The following is a 20,901-nucleotide window of genomic DNA, read 5'->3' on the forward strand; positions in this document are numbered from 1 at the left end:
TGAAACCTTTGTGAAACTAAGCAAAAAATCACTCAAACAGCCATCGCAAGCTGACAATTTTAGGTCTTTTTGATATACTAAGACAGATAAATTGAATAGGAGAAACGACATGGCTGTATATGGCAGAATCGAAGAAGTATCCGAAACGATACAGAGTAATGAAATTGAAAATAGATTGGATAGGAACCTTGAATCTCATGTAGAAAAAGAAGAACAGGTAGCTTTCCCGTTTTTCAGACTCATCATTGGAAGTACGATTGCAACGTTTTTTTCTGTGGTGATACCTTTACTTTTAGATATGGTAAGTCCCTCTCAGGCGCAGGATTTGTATATAGGGTGGGCTTTACATCAGGGAGGACAGATCTACAGTAGCTATTATGCTAGTCACGGTCTTATTTATTACTTGCTACTTTATATTACCCAAGGAGGCATTCTTTTTGCCTTGGTAGAATGGCTAGCCCTCTTAGGAGGAGGTTACTTCCTCTTTTCTTCAACTGACTATCTGACGGGACAAAAGGAACAAGCCAAGCAACTCCTAACCATATTTTATATTTTGGTATCTGGTCTCGGTTTTGGAGGAGGATATGCAACGATTTTAGCTTTGCCATTTCTGTTTGCAGGATTTTCGTTCATAGCAGCTTATCTATCAAATCCTAACCATGACAAGGGATTTCTACGTCTGGGGTTCTTTTTGGGTCTATCATTTTTCATAGAGCCTATTACAAGTCTTCTCTTTACTGCAGTAGTAACGATTGGTTTATTTGTCTTTAATGTTGGGCATGGTCGCCTTGCTCATGGAGTTTATCAGTTTTTTGCAGCAGCACTTGGCTTTTCTCTCATCTTTTACCCAGTAGGATACTATGTTCTTGCTTCAGGTGGTTTTGGAGAAGCTATAGGGAGTCTTTTGTATCCGATTGATTCCCTTCAGGTCTTTACCAATCCCCAACTAATGGATAATGTTGTATTCTATGGTTTGTTGACCTTTGGTTTAGGAGCTCTCTTCCTTATTTTTCTAGGATTGTTCCAATCAAAGGCATCAAGATTATATGTTATTTCAGTACCAGCTAGTTTTGCTTTCTTATTTGTATTAGTCTTGTTGCTTTTTTCTCAAGAACCTCTTCACGGTTCTCGTTTGATTCTAATCCTTCCGTCTTTACTCCTTCTTTTGATGACCAGTATTCGTGGGAAACATTCAGCTAGAGGAGCTCGTCGTCGGAGAAGAGAAGATGTTCCTACTTTATGGAAAAAATTCATGAAAGGGAATCTCTACTTACCGATCCTAGTGGTGGTTTATCTGATTGCAATTCCTTTTGTAGCTCGTTTTGTCTTGCATCCAGCTTCTTATAGAGAACAACATCAAGTAGTAGACAGAGTCAAACAAGAGACGAGTGAGGGAGACCAAATTTATATTTGGGATTCACATGTTCAGATGTATAAAGAAAGCCAGCGTTTGGCTGGATCCATGTTCCTATCACCTCTTCTTTACACGAGTACAGAAGAGAATAAAACTAGTTTAATCAATGACTTGAAAGAAAACCAACCTAAGGTGATTGTGGTAAACGACAAGGTGGCAGTCTGGTCTGAAGTAGAAACAATCTTGAAAGAAAATTACCAACAAGTGAAGACTGATTACTCAGAATTTAAAGTCTATAAAATTAAATAACAAAATCAATATCTTGTGTATTTTTAAAAATTTTAGGATTTTTAACACAAGATATTGATTTTTCTTTTTAGAGTGGTATAATACTTTTTAGAAAGAACATTTTAGAAACGAGCATGTATATGATTGCACTAGAAGAAAAAATTACAATTTTGCCAACTCTCTTCGTTGAAAAACGAGATGGGAGACGTGTTGTATTTGATGTGGATAAGATTGACAAGGCTCTCCACAAGGCGGCAGATAAGGTTATGGATGTGACACCCTTAGTCGAAAAACGCCTCAATGCTCTGACTGAGCGAATTGTCACAGAAATTCAAAGTCGCTTTCCGCAGGGAGTTAAGATTTATGAAATCCAAAATATTGTAGAGCATGAACTCCTTGAAGCCAAAGAATATGCGCTAGCTGAGGAGTATATCACTTATCGGACACAGAGGGATTTTGAGCGCTCAAAAGCGACAGATATTAACTTTAGTATCCATAAGCTTCTCAATAAAGATCAGGCAGTTGTCAATGAGAATGCTAATAAAGATAGTGATGTTTTTAATACCCAGCGTGATTTGACGGCGGGGATTGTTGGGAAATCAATCGGACTGCAAATGCTCCCTAAGCACGTAGCCAATGCCCACCAAAAGGGGGATATCCACTATCATGATTTGGATTATAGCCCCTACACCCCTATGACCAACTGCTGTTTGATTGATTTCAAGGGGATGTTGGAGAATGGTTTTAAGATTGGAAATGCGGAGGTGGAAAGTCCTAAGTCTATCCAGACTGCAACAGCTCAGATTTCCCAAATCATTGCCAACGTTGCTTCTAGCCAGTATGGAGGCTGTTCAGCTGACCGTATCGATGAGGTCTTGGCGCCTTATGCAGAGAAGAATTATCAAAAACACCTTAAGGATGCGGAAGAGTGGGTCTTACCTGACAAACGGGAAGATTACGCTTGGAAGAAAACACAAAAAGACATCTATGATGCCATGCAATCTCTCGAGTATGAAATTAATACTCTCTTCACTTCAAATGGACAAACACCTTTTACTTCGCTAGGTTTTGGTTTAGGAACTAGTCGTTTTGAACGAGAAATTCAAAAAGCTATTTTGACTATTCGTATCAAGGGTCTTGGTTCAGAACATCGTACGGCTATCTTCCCTAAACTGATTTTTACTCTGAAAAGAGGTCTTAACTTGGAAGAAGGGACTCCCAACTACGACATTAAGCAGTTGGCTCTTGAGTGTGCAACCAAGCGGATGTACCCAGACGTCTTGTCTTACGATAAGATTGTTGACTTGACAGGTTCTTTTAAGGTGCCTATGGGTTGCCGTTCCTTTCTCCAAGGGTGGAAGGATGAGAATGGTGTAGAAGTCAATTCAGGCCGTATGAATCTGGGTGTTGTGACAGTTAACCTGCCTCGTATTGCTCTTGAGTCTGAGGGCGACATGAATAAGTTCTGGGAAATCTTCAACGAGCGTATGAATATCGCAGAAGATGCTCTGGTTTACCGTGTCGAACGCACTAAAGAAGCGACGCCAGCGAATGCTCCTATCCTTTATCAGTACGGTGCTTTTGGCCATCGTCTAGGTAAAGAAGAAAGTGTTGACCAGCTCTTTAAGAATCGTCGGGCAACTGTTTCGCTGGGTTACATCGGTTTGTACGAAGTGGCTACTGTCTTCTTTGGAAATAGCTGGGAACACAATACAGAAGCCAAGGAATTCACTCTGGACATCATTCGTGATATGAAACGCCGTGTAGAAGAGTGGTCTGACCAATATGGCTATCATTTCTCTATCTACTCAACACCATCTGAAAGTTTGACAGACCGTTTCTGTCGACTAGATACAGAGAAGTTTGGTTCTATTCCTGATATTACAGACAAGGAATACTACACCAACTCTTTCCACTACGATGTTCGTAAAAATCCAACACCGTTTGAAAAACTGGATTTTGAAAAAATCTATCCAGAAGCAGGTGCGTCGGGTGGTTTCATCCATTATTGTGAGTATCCAGTTCTCCAGCAAAATCCAAAGGCCTTGGAAGCTGTCTGGGACTATGCCTATGACCGTGTCGGCTATCTAGGGACCAATACACCAATTGACCGTTGCTACAAGTGTGATTTTGAAGGGGATTTTGAACCAACTGAGAGGGGCTTTGCTTGTCCTAACTGTGGCAATAGCGACCCTAAAACAGTAGACGTTGTTAAACGGACTTGTGGCTATTTAGGCAATCCTCAAGCGAGACCTATGGTCAATGGACGTCACAAGGAAATCGCAGCGCGTGTCAAACACATGAATGGCTCAACGATTAAAATAGCTGGTCATCAAGTAACCAATTAGAAAGAAATGAGATGGGAAAATATCAATTAGACGATAAGGGGCGCGCACAAGTGACCCGTTATCACGAGAAACACTCTAAAGGTGGAGCTGGTAAGAAAGAACGTTTGCTCAACCTCAGAGAACAATTTTTAAACAAGAACAAGAAAAAATAAAAGTGAGAGTCAACTCTCGCTTTTCTCTTAGTGGGAGGTAAGGATGGAACTACGCAGACCAACAATAGTAGATAGAGAAGCTGTTTTAGACATGATGGCAGAGTTTGAGCAGACCCAATCAGCCCATGATGGAGGCTTTTGGGATGCTGAGAACTTTGTGTATGAAGAGTGGTTGGAAACAAATATGCAAAAAGAGATGGGAATAAACTTGCCTGAAAATCGTGTTCCATCGATACAGTTCGTATTGTTTGGTGAATCAGGTCGTGCTCTAGGGTTTTTAAACTTGCGATTGAGACTGAATGAGGGACTGCTGAATTATGCAGGGAATATAGGCTATTCTATCCGACCATCTGAAAGAGGCAAAGGTTATGCTAAAGAAACTCTCCGACAAGGTTTAAAACTGGCTAAGGAAAAGAACATCAAGAAAGCTCTTGTGACCTGTAGTGTGAATAATCCTGCTAGTAGAGCAGTCATTCTAGCAAATGGAGGTCTCATTGAGGATGCTCGTAATGGAGTCGAGCGTTATTGGATAGAGGTAGCGAATGAATAATCCTAAACCACAAGAATGGAAAAGCGAGGAACTTAGTCAAGGCCGTATCATTGACTACAAGGCCTTTAACTTTGTAGATGGAGAAGGAGTGCGCAACTCTCTCTATGTATCGGGCTGTATGTTTCACTGCGAGGGATGTTATAATGTTGCGACTTGGTCTTTTAATGCAGGCATTCCCTATACAGCAGAATTAGAAGAACAGATCATGTCAGATCTTGCTCAGCCCTATGTTCAAGGCTTGACTTTGTTGGGAGGAGAACCTTTTCTCAATACGGGTATTCTCTTGCCACTCGTTAGACGCATCCGAAAGGAATTGCCAGACAAAGATATCTGGTCCTGGACGGGCTACACTTGGGAAGAAATGATGCTGGAAACTCCAGATAAACTGGAACTCTTATCGCTAATTGACATCCTTGTCGATGGACGGTATGACCGAACTAAGAGGAATCTCATGCTCCAGTTTCGTGGTTCGTCCAATCAACGAATTATCGATGTGCAAAAATCCCTAAAAAGTGGGCAAGTAGTGATTTGGGACAAACTCAATGATGGAAAAGAAAGCTATGAACAGGTGAAGAGAGAGTAACTTTCTTCCATAAAATACTTAAATAAATGACCTGTCAAAAAAGAAAACATTTTCATGTTAAAAATTTAAAAAAACAGCAACAAATCCCTTGCAATCGCAGGGGCTTTGTGTTATTCTATTATGGTGCTGTAAATTACAGCTTTAGCTTTGATGCAAGAGGTTGCGACACGCTCGGTTGCATTGCCACGCAACACCGCGTCGGTTTTCTTGTGGAGCTAGCCTATTATCTTAAATAGACGAAAAGGAGAAAAAGATGGCAAACAAAAAAATCCGTATCCGTTTGAAAGCTTACGAACACCGTACGCTTGACACAGCGGCTGCAAAAATCGTAGAATCAGCTACTCGTACAGGTGCACAAGTTGCGGGTCCAATCCCACTTCCAACTGAACGTAGCCTCTACACAATTATTCGTGCGACTCACAAATACAAAGACTCTCGCGAACAATTTGAAATGCGTACACACAAACGTTTGATCGATATCGTTAACCCAACTCAAAAAACAGTTGATGCTTTGATGAAATTGGATCTTCCAAGTGGTGTAAACGTAGAAATCAAACTTTAATCTAAAGCTTGATACCTTGAGCATAAAAAACGCTCGTTAAAAACTTTTTGAATAAAAAATATAGAAAAGGAACTATTTTCTCATGACAAAAGGAATCTTAGGGAAAAAAGTGGGAATGACTCAAATCTTCACTGAAGCTGGCGAATTGATCCCTGTAACAGTTATTGAAGCAACTCCAAACGTTGTTCTTCAAGTTAAAACTGTTGAAACAGACGGATACAACGCTATCCAAGTTGGTTTCGATGACAAACGCGAAGTATTGAGCAACAAACCTGCTAAAGGACATGTAGCGAAAGCTAACACGGCTCCTAAGCGCTTCATTCGTGAATTCAAAAACGTTGAAGGCTTGGAAGTTGGTGCTGAAATCACAGTTGAAACATTCGCAGCTGGAGATGTTGTTGACGTAACTGGTACTTCTAAAGGTAAAGGTTTTCAAGGTGTCATCAAACGCCACGGACAATCACGTGGACCAATGGCTCACGGTTCTCGTTACCACCGTCGTCCAGGTTCAATGGGACCTGTTGCACCTAACCGTGTATTCAAAGGTAAAAACCTTGCAGGACGTATGGGTGGCGACCGTGTAACAATTCAAAACCTTGAAGTTGTACAAGTTGTTCCAGAAAAGAACGTTATCCTTATCAAAGGTAACGTACCAGGTGCTAAGAAATCTCTTATCACTATCAAATCAGCAGTTAAAGCTGGTAAATAATAAAGAAAGGGGAAATCAGTCACAATGGCAAACGTAACATTATTTGACCAAACTGGTAAAGAAGCTGGCCAAGTTGTTCTTAACGATGCAGTATTTGGTATCGAACCAAATGAATCAGTTGTGTTTGATGTGATCATCAGCCAACGCGCAAGCCTTCGTCAAGGAACACACGCTGTTAAAAACCGCTCTGCAGTATCAGGTGGTGGACGCAAACCATGGCGTCAAAAAGGAACTGGACGTGCTCGTCAAGGTTCTATCCGCTCACCACAATGGCGTGGTGGTGGTGTTGTCTTCGGACCAACTCCACGTTCATACGGCTACAAACTTCCACAAAAAGTTCGTCGCCTAGCTCTTAAATCAGTTTACTCTGAAAAAGTTGCTGAAAACAAATTCGTAGCTGTAGACGCTCTTTCATTTACAGCTCCAAAAACTGCTGAATTTGCAAAAGTTCTTGCAGCATTGAGCATCGATTCTAAAGTTCTTGTTATCCTTGAAGAAGGAAATGAATTCGCAGCTCTTTCAGCTCGTAACCTTCCAAACGTGAAAGTTGCAACTGCTACAACTGCAAGTGTTCTTGACATCGCAAATAGCGACAAACTTCTTGTCACACAAGCAGCTATCTCTAAAATCGAGGAGGTTCTTGCATAATGAATTTGTATGATGTTATCAAAAAACCTGTAATCACTGAAAGCTCAATGGCTCAACTTGAAGCAGGAAAATATGTATTTGAAGTTGACACTCGTGCACACAAACTTTTGATCAAGCAAGCTGTTGAAGCTGCTTTCGAAGGTGTTAAAGTTGCTAATGTTAACACAATCAACGTAAAACCAAAAGCTAAACGTGTTGGACGTTACACTGGTTTTACTAACAAAACTAAAAAAGCTATCATCACACTTACAGCTGATTCAAAAGCAATCGAGTTGTTTGCTGCTGAAGCTGAATAATCTAAGGAGGAAATATCGTGGGAATTCGTGTTTATAAACCAACAACAAACGGTCGCCGTAATATGACTTCTTTGGATTTCGCTGAAATCACAACAAGCACTCCAGAAAAATCATTGCTTGTTGCATTGAAGAGCAAGGCTGGTCGTAACAACAACGGTCGTATCACTGTTCGTCACCAAGGTGGTGGACACAAACGTTTCTACCGTTTGGTTGACTTCAAACGTAACAAAGACAACGTTGAAGCAGTTGTTAAAACAATCGAGTACGATCCAAACCGTTCTGCAAACATCGCTCTTGTACACTACACTGACGGTGTGAAAGCATACATCATCGCTCCAAAAGGTCTTGAAGTAGGTCAACGTATCGTTTCAGGTCCAGAAGCAGATATCAAAGTCGGAAACGCTCTTCCACTTGCTAACATCCCAGTTGGTACTTTGATCCACAACATCGAGTTGAAACCAGGTCGTGGTGGTGAATTGGTACGTGCTGCTGGAGCATCTGCTCAAGTATTGGGTTCTGAAGGTAAATACGTTCTTGTTCGTCTTCAATCAGGTGAAGTTCGTATGATTCTTGGAACTTGCCGTGCTACAGTTGGTGTTGTCGGAAACGAACAACATGGACTTGTAAACCTTGGTAAAGCAGGACGTAGCCGTTGGAAAGGTATCCGTCCAACAGTTCGTGGTTCTGTAATGAACCCTAACGATCACCCACACGGTGGTGGTGAAGGTAAAGCACCAGTTGGTCGTAAAGCACCATCTACTCCATGGGGCAAACCTGCTCTTGGTCTTAAAACTCGTAACAAGAAAGCGAAATCTGACAAACTTATCGTTCGTCGTCGCAACGAGAAATAATATTAAACTAGTCGCTTAAGCCACTAGTAAATCCGCCAGCTCGGTAGCGCTCCATGTGAGCGCAAGCCGCTGTGGTACAATATTTAAAGGAGAAAATATAAAAATGGGACGCAGTCTTAAAAAAGGACCTTTCGTCGATGAGCATTTGATGAAAAAAGTTGAAGCTCAAGCTAACGACGAAAAGAAAAAAGTTATTAAAACTTGGTCACGTCGTTCAACGATCTTCCCAAGTTTCATTGGTTACACTATTGCAGTTTATGACGGACGTAAACACGTACCTGTTTACATCCAAGAAGACATGGTAGGTCACAAACTTGGTGAATTTGCACCAACTCGTACTTACAAAGGTCATGCTGCAGACGACAAGAAAACACGTAGAAAATAAGGAGAACATAAATGGCAGAAATTACTTCAGCTAAAGCAATGGCTCGTACAGTACGTGTTTCACCTCGTAAATCACGTCTTGTTCTTGATAACATCCGTGGTAAAAGCGTAGCCGATGCAATCGCAATCTTGACATTCACTCCAAACAAAGCTGCTGAAATCATCTTGAAAGTTTTGAACTCAGCTGTAGCTAACGCTGAAAACAACTTTGGTTTGGATAAAGCTAACTTGGTAGTATCTGAAGCATTCGCAAACGAAGGACCAACTATGAAACGTTTCCGTCCACGTGCGAAAGGTTCAGCTTCACCAATCAACAAACGTACAGCTCACATCACTGTAGCTGTTGCAGAAAAATAAGGAGGTAAAATCGTGGGTCAAAAAGTACATCCAATTGGTATGCGTGTCGGCATCATCCGTGATTGGGATGCCAAATGGTATGCTGAAAAAGAATACGCGGATTACCTTCATGAAGATCTTGCAATCCGTAAATTCGTTCAAAAAGAACTTGCTGACGCAGCAGTTTCAACTATCGAAATCGAACGCGCAGTAAACAAAGTTAACGTTTCACTTCACACTGCTAAACCAGGTATGGTAATCGGTAAAGGTGGTGCTAACGTTGATGCACTCCGTGCAAAACTTAACAAATTGACTGGAAAACAAGTACACATCAACATCATCGAAATCAAACAACCTGATTTGGATGCTCACCTTGTAGGTGAAGGTATTGCTCGTCAATTGGAGCAACGTGTTGCTTTCCGTCGTGCACAAAAACAAGCAATCCAACGTGCAATGCGTGCTGGAGCTAAAGGAATCAAAACTCAAGTATCAGGTCGTTTGAACGGTGCAGATATCGCCCGTGCTGAAGGATACTCTGAAGGAACTGTTCCACTTCACACACTTCGTGCAGATATCGATTACGCTTGGGAAGAAGCAGATACTACATACGGTAAACTTGGTGTTAAAGTATGGATCTACCGTGGTGAAGTTCTTCCAGCTCGCAAAAACACTAAAGGAGGTAAATAACCAATGTTAGTACCTAAACGTGTTAAACACCGTCGTGAATTCCGTGGAAAAATGCGCGGTGAAGCAAAAGGTGGAAAAGAAGTAGCATTCGGTGAATACGGTCTTCAAGCTACAACTAGCCACTGGATCACTAACCGCCAAATCGAAGCTGCTCGTATCGCCATGACTCGTTACATGAAACGTGGTGGTAAAGTTTGGATTAAAATCTTCCCACACAAATCATACACTGCTAAAGCTATCGGTGTGCGTATGGGATCTGGTAAAGGGGCACCTGAAGGTTGGGTAGCACCAGTTAAACGTGGCAAAGTGATGTTCGAAATCGCTGGTGTATCTGAAGAGATCGCTCGTGAAGCGCTTCGTCTTGCTAGCCACAAATTGCCAGTTAAATGTAAATTCGTAAAACGTGAAGCAGAATAAGGAGAAGGCATGAAACTTAATGAAGTAAAAGAATTTGTTAAAGAACTTCGTGGTCTTTCTCAAGAAGAACTCGCGAAGCGCGAAAACGAATTGAAAAAAGAATTGTTTGAACTTCGTTTCCAAGCTGCTACTGGTCAATTGGAACAAACAGCTCGCTTGAAAGAAGTTAAAAAACAAATCGCTCGTATCAAAACAGTTCAATCTGAAGCGAAATAATAGACTAGGGAAGGAGAAATTTCAATGGAACGCAATAATCGTAAAGTTCTTGTTGGACGTGTTGTATCTGACAAAATGGACAAGACAATCACAGTTGTAGTTGAAACAAAACGTAACCACCCAGTCTATGGTAAACGTATTAACTACTCTAAAAAATACAAAGCTCATGATGAAAACAATGTTGCCAAAGAAGGCGATATCGTACGTATCATGGAAACTCGCCCGCTTTCAGCTACAAAACGTTTCCGTCTTGTAGAAGTTGTTGAAGAAGCGGTCATCATCTAATCAAACCTGAAAGGAGAAAACTGAAATGATTCAAACAGAAACTCGTTTGAAAGTCGCAGACAACAGCGGTGCTCGCGAAATCTTGACTATCAAAGTTCTTGGTGGTTCAGGACGTAAATTTGCAAACATCGGTGATGTTATCGTGGCATCTGTAAAACAAGCTACTCCTGGTGGTGCGGTTAAAAAAGGTGACGTTGTTAAAGCAGTTATCGTTCGTACTAAATCAGGTGCTCGTCGTGCTGATGGTTCATACATCAAATTTGACGAAAACGCAGCAGTTATCATCCGTGAAGACAAAACTCCTCGCGGAACACGTATCTTTGGCCCAGTTGCACGTGAATTGCGTGAAGGTGGCTTCATGAAGATTGTGTCACTTGCTCCAGAAGTACTTTAATTTTTAGAAACAAACTAGTCCCCTAGCTTCAAGCTAGGGTGCCCTTATGGGCGTAAGAAAAATCAAGGAGAAACCTAATGTTTGTAAAAAAAGGCGACAAAGTTCGCGTAATCGCTGGTAAAGATAAGGGAACAGAAGCTGTTGTCCTTACTGCCCTTCCAAAAGTAAACAAAGTTATCGTTGAAGGTGTTAACATCGTTAAGAAACACCAACGTCCAACTAACGAGCTTCCTCAAGGTGGTATCATCGAGAAAGAAGCAGCTATCCACGTATCAAACGTTCAAGTTTTGGACAAAAATGGTGTAGCTGGTCGTGTTGGTTACAAATTTGTAGACGGTAAAAAAGTTCGCTACAACAAAAAATCAGGCGAAGTGCTTGATTAATCACGAAGGAAAGGAGAAGTATAATGGCAAATCGTTTAAAAGAAAAATATCTTAATGAAGTAGTTCCTGCTTTGACAGAACAATTCAACTACTCATCAGTGATGGCTGTGCCTAAAGTAGATAAGATCGTTTTGAACATGGGTGTTGGTGAAGCTGTATCAAACGCTAAAAGCCTTGAAAAAGCTGCTGAAGAATTGGCACTTATCTCAGGTCAAAAACCACTTATCACTAAAGCTAAAAAATCAATCGCCGGCTTCCGTCTTCGTGAAGGTGTTGCGATCGGTGCAAAAGTTACCCTTCGTGGTGAACGTATGTACGAATTCTTGGATAAATTGGTTTCAGTTTCACTTCCACGTGTACGTGACTTCCACGGTGTTCCAACAAAATCATTTGATGGACGCGGAAACTACACACTTGGTGTGAAAGAACAATTGATCTTCCCAGAAATCAACTTCGATGACGTTGACAAAACTCGTGGTCTTGACATCGTTATCGTAACAACTGCTAACACTGACGAAGAGTCACGTGCATTGCTTACAGGCCTTGGAATGCCTTTTGCAAAATAATATAGGAGGTAAATCTAATGGCTAAAAAATCAATGATTGCTAAGAACAAACGTCCAGCGAAGTTCTCTACTCAAGCTTATACTCGTTGTGAAAAATGTGGTCGTCCACATTCAGTTTACCGCAAATTTAAACTTTGCCGTGTTTGCTTCCGTGAATTAGCTTACAAAGGACAAATCCCTGGTGTAACAAAAGCATCTTGGTAATATCATGATACAAAGAGCATAACAACCACAGCAAAAATAGGAAATTAGGTGTAGGAGCGATGCTCCAAAACAAATTTATCTTTTTTGCTCAGGTTGTAGCTCGTGTTCAAATAAGAGTTTTCTCATTTGAATGTATCAATACTATCTGAGCCCAGCTCAATCATTAACTAGCAAGTGCAACTTGCAAACTACTAGTAAGAGGAGAAAAACAAAATGGTTATGACTGACCCAATCGCAGACTTCCTAACTCGTATTCGTAACGCTAACCAAGCTAAACACGAAGTACTTGAAGTACCTGCATCAAACATCAAAAAAGGGATTGCTGAAATCCTTAAACGCGAAGGTTTTGTAAAAAACGTTGAAATCATCGAAGATGACAAACAAGGCATCATCCGTGTATTTCTTAAATACGGACCAAACGGTGAAAAAGTTATCACTAACTTGAAACGTGTTTCTAAACCAGGACTTCGTGTCTACAAAAAACGTGAAGACCTTCCAAAAGTTCTTAACGGACTTGGAATTGCTATCCTTTCAACTTCTGAAGGTTTGCTTACTGATAAAGAAGCACGCCAAAAGAATGTTGGTGGAGAAGTTATCGCTTACGTTTGGTAATATTTAGCTCCCAATTTCTTTGTGACTCTTCGTTATCGTCTCTTGCCTAACCCAAAGTTATGCCTGCGAGACGCTGCCTAGATTCACTTTGAAATTGAAACCTAAATGTCCCTTTAAATCGAGAAATCGATTTAACCCCGTGAAAACTGGCCATTCTGGCCTGACAATTTAACAGGAGAAAATAAACATGTCACGTATTGGTAATAAAGTTATCGTGTTGCCTGCTGGTGTTGAACTCACTAACAATGACAACGTTGTAACTGTAAAAGGACCTAAAGGAGAACTTACTCGTGAGTTCTCAAAAGATATTGAAATCCGTGTGGAAGGTACTGAAGTAACTCTTCACCGTCCAAACGATTCAAAAGAAATGAAAACTATCCACGGAACTACTCGTGCCCTTTTGAACAACATGGTTGTTGGTGTATCTGAAGGATTCAAGAAAGAACTTGAAATGCGCGGGGTTGGTTACCGTGCACAACTTCAAGGATCTAAACTTGTTTTGGCTGTTGGTAAATCTCATCCAGACGAAGTTGAAGCTCCAGAAGGAATTACTTTTGAACTTCCAAACCCAACAACAATCGTTGTTAGCGGGATTTCAAAAGAAGTAGTTGGTCAAACAGCTGCTTACGTACGTAGCCTTCGTTCACCAGAACCATATAAAGGTAAAGGTATCCGTTACGTTGGTGAATTCGTTCGCCGTAAAGAAGGTAAAACAGGTAAATAATGTTGAGTGGTTGATTTTCAACCACCAACCTATTTTCCAACTTTGTGCATAGCACACGATTTAAAACTAAAGAGGTGAAAACTGTGATTTCAAAACCAGATAAAAACAAACTCCGCCAAAAACGCCACCGTCGCGTTCGCGGAAAACTCTCTGGAACTGCTGATCGCCCACGTTTGAACGTATTCCGTTCTAATACAGGCATCTACGCTCAAGTGATTGATGACGTAGCGGGTGTAACGCTCGCAAGTGCTTCAACTCTTGACAAAGAAGTTTCAAAAGGAACTAAAACTGAACAAGCCGTTGCTGTCGGTAAACTCGTTGCAGAACGTGCAAACGCTAAAGGTATTTCAGAAGTGGTGTTCGACCGCGGTGGATATCTATATCACGGACGTGTGAAAGCTTTGGCTGATGCAGCTCGTGAAAACGGATTGAAATTCTAATAGGAGGACACTAGAAAATGGCATTTAAAGACAATGCAGTTGAATTAGAAGAACGCGTAGTTGCTGTCAACCGTGTTACAAAAGTTGTTAAAGGTGGACGTCGTCTTCGTTTCGCAGCTCTTGTTGTTGTTGGTGACCACAACGGTCGCGTAGGATTTGGTACTGGTAAAGCTCAAGAAGTTCCAGAAGCAATCCGTAAAGCAGTAGACGATGCTAAGAAAAACTTGATCGAAGTTCCTATGGTTGGAACAACAATCCCACACGAAGTTCTTTCAGAATTCGGTGGAGCTAAAGTATTGTTGAAACCTGCTGTAGAAGGTTCTGGAGTTGCTGCTGGTGGTGCAGTTCGTGCCGTTGTGGAATTGGCAGGTGTGGCAGATATTACATCTAAATCACTTGGTTCTAACACTCCAATCAACATTGTTCGTGCAACTGTTGAAGGTTTGAAACAATTGAAACGCGCTGAAGAAGTTGCTGCCCTTCGTGGTATTTCAGTTTCTGATTTGGCATAAGAAAGGGGATAAAATGGCTCAAATTAAAATTACTTTGACTAAGTCTCCAATCGGACGCATTCCATCACAACGTAAAACTGTTGTAGCACTTGGACTTGGCAAATTGAACAGCTCTGTTATTAAAGAAGACAACGCTGCTATCCGTGGTATGATCACAGCAGTATCTCACTTGGTAACAGTTGAAGAAGTAAACTAATGAATTTTTAGGGGATGTGCAGTATACCATCCCCTAAAACTAGATATAGTCATCTATGATGACGTCGTATAGGCGAGTTGATGGGGGAGACAACCTTTTCTCCCTTATCGGCGCTAGCATTTTACAAAAGAGGAGAAAATAAAAATGAAACTTCATGAATTGAAACCTGCAGAAGGTTCTCGTAAAGTACGTAACCGCGTTGGTCGTGGTACTTCATCAGGTAACGGTAAAACATCTGGTCGTGGTCAAAAAGGTCAAAAAGCTCGTAGCGGTGGCGGAGTTCGCCTTGGTTTTGAAGGTGGACAAACTCCATTGTTCCGTCGTCTTCCAAAACGTGGATTCACTAATATCAACGCTAAAGAATACGCAATTGTGAACCTTGACCAATTGAACGTCTTTGAAGATGGTGCTGAAGTTACTCCAGTTGTTCTTATCGAAGCAGGAATTGTTAAAGCTGAAAAATCAGGTGTTAAAATTCTTGGTAACGGTGAGTTGACTAAGAAATTGACTGTGAAAGCAGCTAAATTCTCTAAATCAGCTGAAGAAGCTATCACTGCTAAAGGTGGTTCAGTAGAAGTCATCTAAGAGAGGTGACCTATGTTTTTTAAATTATTAAGAGAAGCTCTTAAAGTCAAGCAGGTTCGATCAAAAATTTTATTTACAATTTTTATCGTTTTGGTCTTTCGTATCGGGACTAGTATTACAGTTCCTGGTGTGAATGCCAATAGCTTGAATGCTTTAAGTGGATTATCCTTCTTAAACATGTTGAGCTTGGTGTCAGGGAATGCCATGAAAAACTTCTCAGTTTTTGCACTTGGTGTTAGTCCCTACATTACAGCCTCTATCGTTGTCCAACTCTTGCAAATGGATATTTTACCCAAGTTTGTAGAGTGGGGGAAACAAGGGGAAGTAGGTCGAAGAAAATTGAATCAAGCTACTCGTTATATTGCTCTAGGTCTAGCCTTTGTGCAATCTATCGGGATTACAGCTGGTTTTAATACTTTGGCTGGAGCTCAATTGTTGAAAACAGCTCTTACTCCACAAGTCTTTATCATGATTGGTATCATCTTAACAGCTGGTAGCATGATTGTGACTTGGTTGGGAGAGCAAATTACAGATAAGGGATACGGAAATGGTGTTTCTATGATTATCTTTGCCGGGATTGTTGCCTCAATTCCAGAGATGATTCAGGGCATCTATGTGGACTACTTTGTGAACGTCCCAAGTAGCCGTATCAGCTCATCTATCATTTTCGTAATCATTTTGATTATTACTGTATTGTTGATTATTTACTTTACAACTTATGTTCAACAAGCAGAATACAAAATTCCAATCCAATATACTAAGGTTGCACAAGGCGCTCCATCTAGCTCTTACCTTCCTTTGAAAGTAAACCCTGCTGGAGTTATCCCTGTTATCTTTGCAAGTTCGATTACTGCGGCGCCAGCAGCTATTCTACAGTTTTTAAGCGCTACAGGTCATGATTGGGCTTGGGTAAGAACAGCACAAGAAATGCTGGCAACAACTTCACCAACAGGTATTGCTATGTATGCTTTGTTGATTATTCTCTTTACATTCTTCTATACGTTTGTGCAGATTAATCCTGAAAAAGCGGCAGAGAACCTACAAAAGAGCGGTGCCTATATCCATGGAGTTCGTCCTGGTAAAGGTACAGAAGAATATATGTCTAAACTTCTTCGTCGTCTTGCAACTGTTGGTTCCCTCTTCCTTGGTGTGATTTCCATTTTACCGATTGTAGCAAAGGATGTTTTCGGACTTTCAGAAGCAGTTGCTTTTGGAGGAACCAGTCTTTTGATCATTATCTCTACAGGTATTGAAGGAATCAAACAATTGGAAGGTTACCTATTGAAACGTAAGTATGTTGGTTTCATGGATAGAACAGAATAAAAGTATTTACTGATACTCTTCGAAAATCAAATTCAAACCACGTCAGCTTTACCTTGGCGTACTCAAGTACAGCCTGCGGCTAGCTTTCTAGTTTGCTCTTTGATTTTCATTGAGTATGAATCAGTAAATGCTGAGGGAGTGGAGGTTTAAACTCTGACATTTGTGAGAGTTTGGTCTCCCCTCTTCTATTTTGTTTTTAAATAGGGGTGAAAAGACTTTTTGCTTCTATTTAAAAATAAAATAAGGAGATCAAATCATGAATCTTTTGATTATGGGCTTACCTGGTGCAGGTAAGGGAACTCAAGCAGCAAAAATCGTAGAACAATTCCATGTTGCACATATCTCAACTGGTGATATGTTCCGCGCTGCTATGGCAAATCAAACTGAAATGGGTGTTCTTGCTAAGTCATACATTGACAAGGGTGAATTGGTTCCTGATGAAGTTACAAATGGAATCGTAAAAGAACGTCTTTCACAAGATGATATTAAAGAAACAGGATTCTTGTTGGATGGTTACCCACGTACGATCGAACAAGCTCATGCCTTGGACAAAACATTGGCTGAACTTGGCATTGAACTAGAAGGTGTTATCAATATTGAAGTGAATCCAGATAGCCTCTTGGAACGTTTGAGTGGCCGTATCATCCACCGCGTAACTGGAGAAACTTTCCACAAGGTCTTTAACCCACCAGTTGACTATAAAGAAGAAGATTACTACCAACGTGAAGATGATAAGCCTGAGACAGTAAAACGTCGTTTGGATGTGAATATTGCTCAAGGAGAACCAATCATTGCTCACTACCGTGCCAAAGGTTTGGTTCATGACATCGAAGGTAATCAAGATATCAATGATGTCTTCTCAGATATCGAAAAAGTATTGACAAATTTGAAATAAAGCGTTTTTCACACTTGCAAAAATCCGCTACAAATGTTATACTGAGATAGTCTGACTTATAATTGTTGTCTCTGTGTCTAGAGGCATCGAATCGAAATTTATGGAGGTGCTTTTGCGTGGCAAAAGACGATGTGATTGAAGTTGAAGGCAAAGTAGTTGATACAATGCCGAATGCAATGTTTACGGTTGAACTTGAAAATGGACATCAGATTTTAGCAACAGTTTCTGGTAAAATTCGTAAAAACTATATTCGTATTTTAGCGGGAGATCGTGTTACTGTCGAAATGAGTCCATATGACTTGACACGTGGACGTATCACTTACCGCTTTAAATAATCGAAAAACTTGGAGGGATAAGAAATGAAAGTAAGACCATCGGTCAAACCAATTTGCGAATACTGTAAAGTTATTCGTCGTAATGGTCGTGTTATGGTAATTTGCCCAGCAAATCCAAAACACAAACAACGTCAAGGATAAGATAGAAAGGAGAAAACATGGCTCGTATTGCTGGAGTTGACATTCCAAATGACAAACGCGTAGTAATCTCATTGACTTATGTTTATGGTATCGGACTTGCAACATCTAAGAAAATTTTGGCTGCTGCTGGAATCTCAGAAGATGTTCGTGTACGTGATCTTACATCAGATCAAGAAGATGCTATCCGTCGTGAAGTGGATGCAATCAAAGTTGAAGGTGACCTTCGTCGTGAAGTAAACTTGAACATCAAACGTTTGATGGAAATCGGTTCATACCGTGGTATCCGTCACCGTCGTGGACTTCCTGTCCGTGGACAAAACACTAAAAACAACGCTCGCACTCGTAAAGGTAAAGCTGTTGCGATTGCTGGTAAGAAAAAATAATATAGGAGGTAAAAGTCTTGGCTAAACCAACACGTAAACGTCGTGTGAAAAAGAATATCGAATCTGGTATTGCTCATATTCACGCTACATTTAATAACACTATTGTTATGATTACTGATGTGCATGGTAATGCAATTGCTTGGTCATCAGCTGGTGCTCTTGGTTTCAAAGGTTCTCGTAAATCTACACCATTCGCTGCTCAAATGGCTTCTGAAGCTGCTGCTAAATCTGCACAAGAACACGGTCTTAAATCAGTTGAAGTTACTGTAAAAGGTCCAGGTTCTGGTCGTGAGTCAGCTATTCGTGCGCTTGCTGCCGCTGGTCTTGAAGTAACAGCAATTCGTGATGTGACTCCAGTGCCACACAATGGTGCTCGTCCTCCAAAACGTCGCCGTGTATAATCATCGCATTACACTGCTTTTCGTTTAAGAGGGAGTAACTAAATGATCGAGTTTGAAAAACCAAATATAACAAAAATTGATGAAAATAAAGATTATGGCAAGTTTGTAATCGAACCACTTGAACGTGGCTACGGTACAACTCTTGGTAACTCTCTTCGTCGTGTACTTCTAGCTTCTCTACCAGGAGCAGCTGTGACATCTATCAACATTGATGGTGTGTTACATGAGTTTGACACAGTTCCAGGTGTTCGTGAAGACGTGATGCAAATCATTCTGAACATTAAAGGAATTGCAGTGAAATCGTACGTTGAAGACGAAAAAATCATCGAACTGGATGTTGAAGGTCCTGCTGAAGTAACAGCTGGTGACATTTTGACAGATAGCGATATTGAAATTGTAAATCCAGATCATTATCTCTTTACAATCGGTGAAGGTTCTTCTCTAAAAGCGACTATGACTGTTAACAGTGGTCGTGGATATGTACCTGCTGATGAAAATAAAAAAGATAATGCACCAGTTGGAACACTTGCTGTAGATTCTATTTATACACCAGTTACAAAAGTCAACTATCAAGTGGAACCTGCTCGTGTAGGTAGCAATGATGGATTTGACAAATTAACCCTTGAAATCTTGACTAATGGAACAATTATTCCAGAAGATGCTTTAGGGCTTTCAGCACGTATTTTGACAGAACATCTTGATTTGTTTACAAATCTTACTGAGATTGCTAAGTCAACTGAAGTGATGAAAGAAGCTGACACTGAATCTGACGACCGTATTTTGGATCGTACGATTGAGGAACTGGACTTGTCTGTGCGTTCATACAACTGTTTGAAACGTGCCGGTATCAATACTGTGCATGATTTGACAGAAAAATCTGAAGCAGAGATGATGAAAGTACGAAATCTTGGACGCAAGAGTTTGGAAGAAGTGAAATTCAAACTTATTGATTTGGGTCTTGGATTAAAAGATAAATAAAGGAGGAATAAATGGCTTACCGTAAACTAGGACGCACTAGCTCACAACGTAAAGCAATGCTTCGCGATTTGACAACTGACCTTTTGATCAACGAATCAATCGTGACAACTGAAGCTCGTGCTAAAGAAATCCGTAAAACTGTTGAAAAAATGATTACTCTAGGTAAACGTGGTGATTTGCATGCACGTCGTCAAGCAGCTGCTTTCGTACGTAATGAAATCGCATCTGAAAACTATGATGAAGCAACTGACAAGTACACTTCTACTACAGCACTTCAAAAATTGTTCTCAGAAATTGCACCTCGTTATGCTGAACGTAACGGTGGATACACTCGTATCCTTAAAACTGAACCACGTCGTGGTGATGCAGCGCCAATGGCGATCATCGAACTAGTATAAAATCATCAATTTTGTTGAGTGTTATGATGATGGAGTCTTGTGCTCTTAGTCTAGCTCTGGTCTACCGCTAGGATTTCGGTCCTAGCGGGAACACTCATCATAAGTTGGGATAGTAGACGCTTGTTTACGAAATTGTTTTTTGCTTAAGAACAACTTCGTAAGCAGGCGTTTTTGAGTATTTTGGCTCTTTGTCAACTGTAGTGGGTTGAAATAATAGTCTTGAACCTAAGACAAAATAGTTCTCAGCCACAAAAAAGCTAGAGATTTCCAATTGCGGAACTCTAGCTTTTTAATTTTGAGTCGTTCTCTTATTGTATTTTAGGAGGTTATTAGCCATAAGTACCACCCCTATGTCAATTCTCACTTGACGCTTCCCTCTCAGATTACATCTCTTGTAACCCAAACAAGCCTTTATCTGCCCAAAGACAGGTTCCACATCAATCTTGCGTTGAGCGAAAATCTGTCTTCCTTCGGGAGATAAAAGCGCCTGACATTCTTTAGCTTTCAAGTTTTGATAGCGTTCGTTCATATACAGTCCCTTTTGAGGGGCTGATTCAGGTTCATCAGCGTAGTAAACCTTGATTTCCTGTTGAAAGTCCGTCTGTGTTTTCTGATGTTTGATATGGTGAAAACGATAGCACCAGCTATCAGGATGTGTGTAGCTATCCTCCTTGTCATCATAGTGCCAATTCGCTAAGTTTCTAGCTGACTGTTTATACCCTCTCTTCTGTTCCTTGTCAAACATGGCATATTTAATCAGATGGTT

At 40.7% G+C, this 20,901-nt stretch carries 35 protein-coding genes; 34 read left to right on the forward strand and 1 reads right to left on the reverse strand.

Annotated features, from left to right (window positions below):
* Nucleotides 1–109 precede the first annotated feature (109 nt).
* The 34 genes from GEZ85_RS00295 to rplQ all read left to right on the forward strand — a co-directional run bounded on the left by GEZ85_RS00295 (nt 110) and on the right by rplQ (nt 20,135).
* Entirely contained in the window at nt 110–1,663 is a 1,554-nt protein-coding gene (locus GEZ85_RS00295) for a damage-inducible protein CinA (protein WP_153208745.1), read from the forward strand.
* Between the two features lie 119 nt (nt 1,664–1,782).
* Nucleotides 1,783–3,990: an anaerobic ribonucleoside-triphosphate reductase gene (gene nrdD / locus GEZ85_RS00300; RefSeq protein ID WP_194251491.1), complete on the forward strand. Its 2,208-nt coding sequence runs from the start codon at nt 1,783–1,785 to the stop codon at nt 3,988–3,990.
* A gap of 11 nt (nt 3,991–4,001) precedes the next feature.
* A complete protein-coding gene (locus GEZ85_RS00305) occupies nt 4,002–4,142 on the forward strand; it encodes a hypothetical protein (protein WP_000521618.1) in 141 nt (46 codons plus the stop codon).
* 43 nt (nt 4,143–4,185) lie between these two features.
* Complete coding sequence (locus GEZ85_RS00310; protein WP_153208741.1) at nt 4,186–4,692, forward strand: GNAT family N-acetyltransferase; 507 nt, start codon at nt 4,186–4,188, stop codon at nt 4,690–4,692.
* The gene (nrdG, locus tag GEZ85_RS00315; protein ID WP_153208739.1) at nt 4,685–5,275 is read left to right on the forward strand and encodes an anaerobic ribonucleoside-triphosphate reductase activating protein; all 591 of its coding nucleotides are present in this window, start codon (nt 4,685–4,687) and stop codon (nt 5,273–5,275) included. Before GEZ85_RS00310 ends, nrdG begins: the two co-directional genes overlap by 8 nt.
* Before the next feature lie 253 nt (nt 5,276–5,528).
* Nucleotides 5,529–5,837 (forward strand): 30S ribosomal protein S10, encoded by a 309-nt coding sequence (gene rpsJ / locus GEZ85_RS00320; protein ID WP_001284513.1) that lies wholly within the window; start codon nt 5,529–5,531, stop codon nt 5,835–5,837.
* Between the two features lie 82 nt (nt 5,838–5,919).
* On the forward strand, nt 5,920–6,546 hold the full coding sequence (rplC, locus tag GEZ85_RS00325) for a 50S ribosomal protein L3 (protein ID WP_000160197.1): 627 nt from the start codon (nt 5,920–5,922) through the stop codon (nt 6,544–6,546).
* Nucleotides 6,547–6,570: 24 nt separating this feature from the next.
* A complete protein-coding gene (rplD, locus tag GEZ85_RS00330) occupies nt 6,571–7,194 on the forward strand; it encodes a 50S ribosomal protein L4 (RefSeq protein ID WP_000024537.1) in 624 nt (207 codons plus the stop codon).
* Nucleotides 7,194–7,490: a 50S ribosomal protein L23 gene (locus tag GEZ85_RS00335; protein WP_001055347.1), complete on the forward strand. Its 297-nt coding sequence runs from the start codon at nt 7,194–7,196 to the stop codon at nt 7,488–7,490. Before rplD ends, GEZ85_RS00335 begins: the two co-directional genes overlap by 1 nt.
* A 17-nt stretch (nt 7,491–7,507) precedes the next feature.
* A complete protein-coding gene (rplB, locus tag GEZ85_RS00340; RefSeq protein ID WP_000512911.1) occupies nt 7,508–8,341 on the forward strand; it encodes a 50S ribosomal protein L2 in 834 nt (277 codons plus the stop codon).
* A 103-nt stretch (nt 8,342–8,444) separates the two neighbouring features.
* A complete protein-coding gene (gene rpsS, locus GEZ85_RS00345) occupies nt 8,445–8,726 on the forward strand; it encodes a 30S ribosomal protein S19 (RefSeq protein ID WP_000533766.1) in 282 nt (93 codons plus the stop codon).
* 11 nt (nt 8,727–8,737) lie between these two features.
* Nucleotides 8,738–9,082 (forward strand): 50S ribosomal protein L22, encoded by a 345-nt coding sequence (gene rplV / locus GEZ85_RS00350; protein ID WP_000818137.1) that lies wholly within the window; start codon nt 8,738–8,740, stop codon nt 9,080–9,082.
* 12 nt (nt 9,083–9,094) lie between these two features.
* The gene (rpsC, locus tag GEZ85_RS00355) at nt 9,095–9,748 is read left to right on the forward strand and encodes a 30S ribosomal protein S3 (RefSeq protein WP_000529936.1); all 654 of its coding nucleotides are present in this window, start codon (nt 9,095–9,097) and stop codon (nt 9,746–9,748) included.
* A 3-nt stretch (nt 9,749–9,751) separates the two neighbouring features.
* Nucleotides 9,752–10,165 carry a 50S ribosomal protein L16 gene (rplP, locus tag GEZ85_RS00360; protein WP_000960946.1) on the forward strand — a complete coding sequence of 138 codons (414 nt, stop codon included), beginning with the start codon at nt 9,752–9,754 and terminating at the stop codon, nt 10,163–10,165.
* Between the two features lie 9 nt (nt 10,166–10,174).
* Nucleotides 10,175–10,381, forward strand: a complete 207-nt coding sequence (gene rpmC / locus GEZ85_RS00365; RefSeq protein WP_000772918.1) for a 50S ribosomal protein L29 — start codon at nt 10,175–10,177, stop codon at nt 10,379–10,381.
* Nucleotides 10,382–10,405: 24 nt separating this feature from the next.
* Complete coding sequence (gene rpsQ, locus GEZ85_RS00370; protein WP_000440801.1) at nt 10,406–10,666, forward strand: 30S ribosomal protein S17; 261 nt, start codon at nt 10,406–10,408, stop codon at nt 10,664–10,666.
* Nucleotides 10,667–10,691: 25 nt separating this feature from the next.
* Nucleotides 10,692–11,060 (forward strand): 50S ribosomal protein L14, encoded by a 369-nt coding sequence (gene rplN, locus GEZ85_RS00375; RefSeq protein WP_000616545.1) that lies wholly within the window; start codon nt 10,692–10,694, stop codon nt 11,058–11,060.
* A gap of 77 nt (nt 11,061–11,137) precedes the next feature.
* Nucleotides 11,138–11,443, forward strand: coding sequence for a 50S ribosomal protein L24 (gene rplX, locus GEZ85_RS00380; protein ID WP_000497691.1), 306 nt, complete (start codon nt 11,138–11,140; stop codon nt 11,441–11,443).
* Between the two features lie 23 nt (nt 11,444–11,466).
* On the forward strand, nt 11,467–12,009 hold the full coding sequence (gene rplE / locus GEZ85_RS00385; protein WP_000013542.1) for a 50S ribosomal protein L5: 543 nt from the start codon (nt 11,467–11,469) through the stop codon (nt 12,007–12,009).
* A 17-nt stretch (nt 12,010–12,026) separates the two neighbouring features.
* A complete protein-coding gene (locus tag GEZ85_RS00390; protein WP_001085697.1) occupies nt 12,027–12,212 on the forward strand; it encodes a type Z 30S ribosomal protein S14 in 186 nt (61 codons plus the stop codon).
* Nucleotides 12,213–12,425: 213 nt separating this feature from the next.
* Nucleotides 12,426–12,824: a 30S ribosomal protein S8 gene (rpsH, locus tag GEZ85_RS00395; RefSeq protein WP_000245504.1), complete on the forward strand. Its 399-nt coding sequence runs from the start codon at nt 12,426–12,428 to the stop codon at nt 12,822–12,824.
* Between the two features lie 187 nt (nt 12,825–13,011).
* Nucleotides 13,012–13,548 (forward strand): 50S ribosomal protein L6, encoded by a 537-nt coding sequence (rplF, locus tag GEZ85_RS00400; protein WP_000086640.1) that lies wholly within the window; start codon nt 13,012–13,014, stop codon nt 13,546–13,548.
* 83 nt (nt 13,549–13,631) lie between these two features.
* Nucleotides 13,632–13,988, forward strand: coding sequence for a 50S ribosomal protein L18 (gene rplR / locus GEZ85_RS00405; RefSeq protein WP_000624044.1), 357 nt, complete (start codon nt 13,632–13,634; stop codon nt 13,986–13,988).
* Between the two features lie 17 nt (nt 13,989–14,005).
* Entirely contained in the window at nt 14,006–14,500 is a 495-nt protein-coding gene (rpsE, locus tag GEZ85_RS00410) for a 30S ribosomal protein S5 (RefSeq protein WP_000874202.1), read from the forward strand.
* A 13-nt stretch (nt 14,501–14,513) separates the two neighbouring features.
* Complete coding sequence (gene rpmD, locus GEZ85_RS00415; RefSeq protein ID WP_000057241.1) at nt 14,514–14,696, forward strand: 50S ribosomal protein L30; 183 nt, start codon at nt 14,514–14,516, stop codon at nt 14,694–14,696.
* A 144-nt stretch (nt 14,697–14,840) separates the two neighbouring features.
* Entirely contained in the window at nt 14,841–15,281 is a 441-nt protein-coding gene (gene rplO, locus GEZ85_RS00420; RefSeq protein ID WP_000766089.1) for a 50S ribosomal protein L15, read from the forward strand.
* Nucleotides 15,282–15,293: 12 nt separating this feature from the next.
* On the forward strand, nt 15,294–16,604 hold the full coding sequence (secY, locus tag GEZ85_RS00425; RefSeq protein ID WP_153208737.1) for a preprotein translocase subunit SecY: 1,311 nt from the start codon (nt 15,294–15,296) through the stop codon (nt 16,602–16,604).
* Nucleotides 16,605–16,860: 256 nt separating this feature from the next.
* Complete coding sequence (locus tag GEZ85_RS00430) at nt 16,861–17,499, forward strand: adenylate kinase (RefSeq protein ID WP_001050436.1); 639 nt, start codon at nt 16,861–16,863, stop codon at nt 17,497–17,499.
* Between the two features lie 116 nt (nt 17,500–17,615).
* Nucleotides 17,616–17,834: a translation initiation factor IF-1 gene (gene infA / locus GEZ85_RS00435; RefSeq protein ID WP_001029883.1), complete on the forward strand. Its 219-nt coding sequence runs from the start codon at nt 17,616–17,618 to the stop codon at nt 17,832–17,834.
* A 24-nt stretch (nt 17,835–17,858) separates the two neighbouring features.
* Nucleotides 17,859–17,975: a 50S ribosomal protein L36 gene (gene rpmJ, locus GEZ85_RS00440; RefSeq protein ID WP_001808836.1), complete on the forward strand. Its 117-nt coding sequence runs from the start codon at nt 17,859–17,861 to the stop codon at nt 17,973–17,975.
* A 17-nt stretch (nt 17,976–17,992) separates the two neighbouring features.
* Entirely contained in the window at nt 17,993–18,358 is a 366-nt protein-coding gene (gene rpsM / locus GEZ85_RS00445) for a 30S ribosomal protein S13 (RefSeq protein ID WP_000090781.1), read from the forward strand.
* Nucleotides 18,359–18,375: 17 nt separating this feature from the next.
* Nucleotides 18,376–18,759: a 30S ribosomal protein S11 gene (gene rpsK, locus GEZ85_RS00450; protein WP_001118385.1), complete on the forward strand. Its 384-nt coding sequence runs from the start codon at nt 18,376–18,378 to the stop codon at nt 18,757–18,759.
* A 42-nt stretch (nt 18,760–18,801) separates the two neighbouring features.
* The gene (locus tag GEZ85_RS00455; protein WP_000568987.1) at nt 18,802–19,737 is read left to right on the forward strand and encodes a DNA-directed RNA polymerase subunit alpha; all 936 of its coding nucleotides are present in this window, start codon (nt 18,802–18,804) and stop codon (nt 19,735–19,737) included.
* 11 nt (nt 19,738–19,748) lie between these two features.
* Nucleotides 19,749–20,135, forward strand: a complete 387-nt coding sequence (rplQ, locus tag GEZ85_RS00460) for a 50S ribosomal protein L17 (protein ID WP_000331493.1) — start codon at nt 19,749–19,751, stop codon at nt 20,133–20,135.
* A 289-nt stretch (nt 20,136–20,424) separates the two neighbouring features.
* Here the strand turns inward: rplQ and GEZ85_RS00465 are convergent.
* Nucleotides 20,425–20,901, reverse strand: a 477-nt coding sequence (locus GEZ85_RS00465; RefSeq protein ID WP_153208735.1) for a transposase, incomplete at its 5' end; no start/stop codon positions are given.

It is taken from the genome of Streptococcus mitis, assembly GCF_009496205.1.
Taxonomy (GTDB): domain Bacteria; phylum Bacillota; class Bacilli; order Lactobacillales; family Streptococcaceae; genus Streptococcus; species Streptococcus mitis_BN.

What these genes read in the sequence shown, in the direction of transcription:
- rpmD (WP_000057241.1), top strand. Translation starts at nt 14,514, where the DNA reads ATGGCTCAAATTAAAATTACTTTGACTAAGTCTCCAATCGGACGCATT.
- rpsJ (WP_001284513.1), top strand. Translation starts at nt 5,529, where the DNA reads ATGGCAAACAAAAAAATCCGTATCCGTTTGAAAGCTTACGAACACCGT.
- GEZ85_RS00430 (WP_001050436.1), top strand. Translation starts at nt 16,861, where the DNA reads ATGAATCTTTTGATTATGGGCTTACCTGGTGCAGGTAAGGGAACTCAA.
- rpmJ (WP_001808836.1), top strand. Translation starts at nt 17,859, where the DNA reads ATGAAAGTAAGACCATCGGTCAAACCAATTTGCGAATACTGTAAAGTT.
- rpsS (WP_000533766.1), top strand. Translation starts at nt 8,445, where the DNA reads ATGGGACGCAGTCTTAAAAAAGGACCTTTCGTCGATGAGCATTTGATG.
- rplF (WP_000086640.1), top strand. Translation starts at nt 13,012, where the DNA reads ATGTCACGTATTGGTAATAAAGTTATCGTGTTGCCTGCTGGTGTTGAA.
- rplX (WP_000497691.1), top strand. Translation starts at nt 11,138, where the DNA reads ATGTTTGTAAAAAAAGGCGACAAAGTTCGCGTAATCGCTGGTAAAGAT.
- rplD (WP_000024537.1), top strand. Translation starts at nt 6,571, where the DNA reads ATGGCAAACGTAACATTATTTGACCAAACTGGTAAAGAAGCTGGCCAA.
- GEZ85_RS00455 (WP_000568987.1), top strand. Translation starts at nt 18,802, where the DNA reads ATGATCGAGTTTGAAAAACCAAATATAACAAAAATTGATGAAAATAAA.
- GEZ85_RS00305 (WP_000521618.1), top strand. Translation starts at nt 4,002, where the DNA reads ATGGGAAAATATCAATTAGACGATAAGGGGCGCGCACAAGTGACCCGT.
- rplN (WP_000616545.1), top strand. Translation starts at nt 10,692, where the DNA reads ATGATTCAAACAGAAACTCGTTTGAAAGTCGCAGACAACAGCGGTGCT.
- rplQ (WP_000331493.1), top strand. Translation starts at nt 19,749, where the DNA reads ATGGCTTACCGTAAACTAGGACGCACTAGCTCACAACGTAAAGCAATG.
- GEZ85_RS00335 (WP_001055347.1), top strand. Translation starts at nt 7,194, where the DNA reads ATGAATTTGTATGATGTTATCAAAAAACCTGTAATCACTGAAAGCTCA.
- nrdD (WP_194251491.1), top strand. Translation starts at nt 1,783, where the DNA reads ATGATTGCACTAGAAGAAAAAATTACAATTTTGCCAACTCTCTTCGTT.
- rpsQ (WP_000440801.1), top strand. Translation starts at nt 10,406, where the DNA reads ATGGAACGCAATAATCGTAAAGTTCTTGTTGGACGTGTTGTATCTGAC.
- rpmC (WP_000772918.1), top strand. Translation starts at nt 10,175, where the DNA reads ATGAAACTTAATGAAGTAAAAGAATTTGTTAAAGAACTTCGTGGTCTT.
- nrdG (WP_153208739.1), top strand. Translation starts at nt 4,685, where the DNA reads ATGAATAATCCTAAACCACAAGAATGGAAAAGCGAGGAACTTAGTCAA.
- rpsE (WP_000874202.1), top strand. Translation starts at nt 14,006, where the DNA reads ATGGCATTTAAAGACAATGCAGTTGAATTAGAAGAACGCGTAGTTGCT.
- rplO (WP_000766089.1), top strand. Translation starts at nt 14,841, where the DNA reads ATGAAACTTCATGAATTGAAACCTGCAGAAGGTTCTCGTAAAGTACGT.
- rplC (WP_000160197.1), top strand. Translation starts at nt 5,920, where the DNA reads ATGACAAAAGGAATCTTAGGGAAAAAAGTGGGAATGACTCAAATCTTC.
- rpsH (WP_000245504.1), top strand. Translation starts at nt 12,426, where the DNA reads ATGGTTATGACTGACCCAATCGCAGACTTCCTAACTCGTATTCGTAAC.
- rplE (WP_000013542.1), top strand. Translation starts at nt 11,467, where the DNA reads ATGGCAAATCGTTTAAAAGAAAAATATCTTAATGAAGTAGTTCCTGCT.
- GEZ85_RS00390 (WP_001085697.1), top strand. Translation starts at nt 12,027, where the DNA reads ATGGCTAAAAAATCAATGATTGCTAAGAACAAACGTCCAGCGAAGTTC.
- GEZ85_RS00310 (WP_153208741.1), top strand. Translation starts at nt 4,186, where the DNA reads ATGGAACTACGCAGACCAACAATAGTAGATAGAGAAGCTGTTTTAGAC.
- rpsM (WP_000090781.1), top strand. Translation starts at nt 17,993, where the DNA reads ATGGCTCGTATTGCTGGAGTTGACATTCCAAATGACAAACGCGTAGTA.
- GEZ85_RS00295 (WP_153208745.1), top strand. Translation starts at nt 110, where the DNA reads ATGGCTGTATATGGCAGAATCGAAGAAGTATCCGAAACGATACAGAGT.
- rplV (WP_000818137.1), top strand. Translation starts at nt 8,738, where the DNA reads ATGGCAGAAATTACTTCAGCTAAAGCAATGGCTCGTACAGTACGTGTT.
- rplP (WP_000960946.1), top strand. Translation starts at nt 9,752, where the DNA reads ATGTTAGTACCTAAACGTGTTAAACACCGTCGTGAATTCCGTGGAAAA.
- secY (WP_153208737.1), top strand. Translation starts at nt 15,294, where the DNA reads ATGTTTTTTAAATTATTAAGAGAAGCTCTTAAAGTCAAGCAGGTTCGA.